Here is a 2,344-nt window from a genome sequence, read left to right on the forward strand (position 1 = left end):
GGCCGAAGCCGGGCCCGAACCCCCTCCCCCCCCCCCCCCCCCGGGCCGAGGCCCAGGTGTCGAAGTCGCCGCGGCGCGGGCTGCGCCGTCCGTCGTGGTGGTGGTGTGGGGTCCGCATGGGAACACCTCCTGGTTCTCGCGATGGGTCGCCGAGTCTTCGACGATGCACTAACGATATATCGAAAGTGCATCGCCGACAGGAAGCGTCGACGCAGGAGCCCCCGAGCGCGGCTCGGGGGCTCCTGACGGGGCGGGCAGGCGGACGCGCTCAGTCGCGCTCGCGCGCCCAGTCGAAGGGCGTCACATTGCTGTCCTCGTCGTGCGGCTCGGCGTCGGGGAAGTAGCCGAGGTAGGCCATCGCCGCGTCGTGCAGCCGGGTGTTGGTGGCCAGGGCGTTGACGCCCCAGGGTCCGGGCTCGCCGCTGAGCGAGGCGAACGTGCCGCCGGCCTCGCGCACGACGACGTCGAGGGCGGCCATGTCCCAGACCTTGAGCTCGGGCTCGGCCGCGACGTCCACGACGCCCTCGGCGAGCATCATGTACGACCAGAAGTCGCCGTACGCGCGGGTGCGCCAGCAGCGCCGAGTGAGGGCCAGGAAGGGCTCGAGCCGGCCGATCTCCTCCCAGCCGTGCAGCGAGGAGTAGCTGAACGAGGCGTGGTCGAGGTCGGAGACCTGCGAGACCTGGATCCGGCGCGAGCTCATCAGCGACTTGCCCGTGTAGGCGCCCGACCCCTTCGACGCCCACCAGCGCCGGCCGAGCGCGGGCGCCGACACGCAGCCGGCGACGATCTCGCCGTCCTCCTCCAGCGCGATCAGCGTGGCCCAGACGGGCACGCCGCGCACGAAGTTGGACGTGCCGTCGATCGGGTCGATGATCCAGCGCCGGCCCTCGCTCGCGCCGACCTGCTCGCCCTGCTCCTCGCCGAGCACCGAGTCGCGGGTGCGGGCGCTGCGCAGGGTGCGGCGGATGGCCTCCTCGACGGCCTGATCGGACTCGGTCACGTACGTCATGTCCGGCTTCGTCGACACCTCCAGGTCGACGGCGCCGAAGCGATCCATCGAGAGGTTGTCGGCGGTGTCGGCCAGGACGTGCGCGAGTCGCAGGTCGTCGTGGTACGCGTGGGCCATGAGGCCTACCGTACCGGTCTAGTCGCGGCCCTCGCGGCTGGTGAGGACACGGCGGAACGACGCGACCCGGGCCGGGGCGACGCGGCCCTCGGCGACCGCCGTGTCGAGGCCGCACTCGGGCTCGCTCGCCGCATGGGTGCAGCCGCGCGGGCAGGCCTCGGTCGCGGCGTCCAGGTCGGGGAAGGCGCGGATGATGCGGTCGACCTGCACGTGGGCCAGGCCGAACGAGCGGAAGCCCGGCGTGTCGACGATCGTCCCGCCGAAGGGGAGCGGCAGCCACACCGCCGAGGTGGACGTGTGCCGGCCGCGACCGGTGACCTCGTTGACGTGGCTGGTCGTGCGCTGGGCGTCGGGGACGAGCGCGTTGACGAGGGTGGACTTGCCCACGCCGCTGTGCCCGATGAGGACGCTCACCTTGTCGCGGAGCACGTCGCGCAGCTCGGCCAGGTCCTCGCCGCGGCGGGTGACGACCACGCGCACGTCCAGCGGCTCGAGCAGCGCCAGCACCTCGGCCGGGTCGGCGAGTCGGCCTTGGTCAGGCACAGACCGGCTCCATGCCGGCGTCGTAGGCCGCGACCAGGCAGCGGTCGACGAGCCCGGGGCGCGGCGGCGGGTCGGCCAGCGCGGTGACGACGACCATCTGGTCGGCGTTGGCCACGACGATGCGCTCGATCGGGTCGTCGTCGTCGGCCGTGCGGCGCAGCTCGGTGCGGCGGGGGACGACCTCGACGATCCGGGCCAGCGTGTCGGGCAGCCCGGAGAGGTCGCCCACGACGCGCACCTCGTCGCCCACGACGACGCCCTTGCGGCCCAGGTGGCGGGCCTTGACGGTCGTGACGCGGCGGCGGTCCTCGTCCAGCTCGACGGTCACGCGTCCGCGGTCGATCGTCACCACGCGGGCGGTGACGGCGTCGGCGTAGGTCGGACGCTCCTTGGTGCGCGGGCGGGTGTGCCGGCGCGGGCGCTCGAACCGGGCGTGCTCGTCGTCGTCCCTCACACCAGCCGCCCCCACGCGTCGGCGAAGCCGGGGAAGGTCTTGGCGGTGGTCGCGACGTCCTCGACCAGCACGCCGGGCACGCGCAGGCCGAGCACGACGGCGGCGTGGGCCATGCGGTGGTCGTGGTACGTGCCGAAGCGCCCGCCGTGGAGCGGGCGGGGCTCGAGGTGCAGCCCGTCGTCGGTCTCGGTGACGGCGCCGCCGAGCGTGATGGTGCC

General features: G+C 73.8%; 1 protein-coding gene and 2 pseudogenes. All 3 read right to left on the reverse strand.

From position 1 onward, the window contains the following. Positions 1-268: 268 nt before the first annotated feature. Entirely contained in the window at positions 269-1,129 is an 861-nt protein-coding gene (locus AC2W7G_RS13930) for an inositol monophosphatase family protein (protein ID WP_485868965.1), read from the reverse strand. 18 nt (positions 1,130-1,147) lie between these two features. Beyond that, positions 1,148-2,141: pseudogene (gene rsgA, locus AC2W7G_RS13935) on the reverse strand (ribosome small subunit-dependent GTPase A). Further along, positions 2,123-2,344: pseudogene (locus AC2W7G_RS13940) on the reverse strand (3-phosphoshikimate 1-carboxyvinyltransferase); the annotation flags it as partial. The pseudogenes AC2W7G_RS13940 and rsgA, both read right to left, overlap by 19 nt.

Source organism: Aeromicrobium sp. PFPM2_SD2 (assembly GCF_057364525.1).

Excerpts from the sequence above, each read along its gene's own strand:
- AC2W7G_RS13930 (WP_485868965.1), bottom strand. The coding sequence starts at position 1,129 with ATGGCCCACGCGTACCACGACGACCTGCGACTCGCGCACGTCCTGGCC.